At 69.8% G+C, this 1,329-nt stretch carries 2 protein-coding genes; one reads left to right on the plus strand and one right to left on the minus strand.

Annotation, left to right across the window (positions count from 1 at the left end; genetic code table 11):
* The coding region (locus L995_RS31915; protein ID WP_156136016.1) for a LysR family transcriptional regulator at positions 1-115 on the minus strand (115 nt) is incomplete at its 3' end.
* A gap of 130 nt (positions 116-245) precedes the next feature.
* On the opposite strand from L995_RS31915, the gene mdlC reads away from it, so the two are divergent.
* A partial coding sequence (gene mdlC, locus L995_RS08405) for a benzoylformate decarboxylase (protein WP_442855470.1) occupies positions 246-1,329 on the plus strand: 1,084 nt, incomplete at its 3' end.

Genomic DNA, 1,329 nt, shown 5'->3' on the forward strand with positions numbered 1-1,329 from the left:
CCGCGTCGGCGGGCTGAGACATGCCCAGCTCCTCGGCCGCGCGGCTGACGCTGCAGTGGCGGTACACGGCGTCAAAGACGCGCAGCAGGTTGAGGTCCAGGTTCTTGATATCCATTTGGTGAATATCTCTTAGATAGTTTATTCAATTGCTGGAAATCATAAGCGCCTGCACCATGGGCACCGACTTCCATGGCCACCGCGCGGCACGCACCGGGCGGCCGGCCCATTTCCCAGGAGACCCCATCTTGCAAGCACCCACCACACCGCGCAGCCAGCCCGCCGAGGCATCCTCTTCCACCGCGACCTGCACCGCGACCTACACCGTGCGCCATGCCGTGATCGCCATGCTGCGCGAGCTGGGCATGACGCGCATCTTCGGCAACCCGGGCTCGACCGAGCTGCCGCTGTTCCGCGACTACCCCGAAGACTTCTCCTATGTGCTGGGCCTGCAGGAAACCGTCGTCGTGGGCATGGCCGACGGCCATGCCCAGGCCACGCGCAATGCCAGCTTCGTGAACCTGCACTCGGCCGCGGGCGTGGGCCACGCCATGGCCAACATCTTCACGGCGTTCAAGAACCGCACGCCCCTGGTGATCACGGCGGGCCAGCAGGCGCGCTCGCTGCTGCAGTTCGACCCCTTCCTGCACTCCAACCAGGCCGCCGAGCTGCCCAAGCCCTATGTGAAGTGGAGCTGCGAGCCCGCGCGCGCCGAAGACGTGCCCCAGGCGCTGGCGCGCGCCTACTACATCGCCATGCAGGAGCCGCGCGGCCCCGTGCTGGTCTCCATTCCCGCCGATGACTGGGACAAGCCGGCCGAGCCCGTCACGCTGCGCCATGTGGGCTTCGAGACGCTGCCCGATCCGCGCACGCTGGACCTTATCGGCGATGCGCTGGATGCGGCGCGTGCCCCGGCCCTGGTCGTGGGCGCGGCCGTGGACCGGGCCCAGGGCTGGGATGCCGTGGTCGCGCTGGCCGAGCGCCACCAGGCCCGCGTCTTCGTGGCCCCCATGAGCGGGCGCTGCAGCTTCCCCGAGGACCATCCGCTGTTCGCCGGCTTCCTGCCCGCCATGCGCGAGCGCATCGTGCAGCTGCTGTCCGGCCATGACGTGGTCTTCGCCGTGGGCGCGGCCGCCTTCACCTACCACGTGGAAGGCGAGGGCCCGCACATCCCCGAAGGCACGGCGCTCTACCAGCTGATCGAAGACCCGGCCATTGCCGCCTGGGCCCCCGTGGGCACGGCCGCCGTGGGCAATGTGCGCATGGGCGTGGAGGAGCTGCTGCAGCGTCCCGCGCCCGCACCGCGCCAGGCGCCCGCACCCCGGCCCGCAG

The organism is Delftia sp. ZNC0008 (assembly GCF_000799035.1).
GTDB classification, from domain to species: Bacteria; Pseudomonadota; Gammaproteobacteria; order Burkholderiales; family Burkholderiaceae_C; genus Comamonas; species Comamonas tsuruhatensis.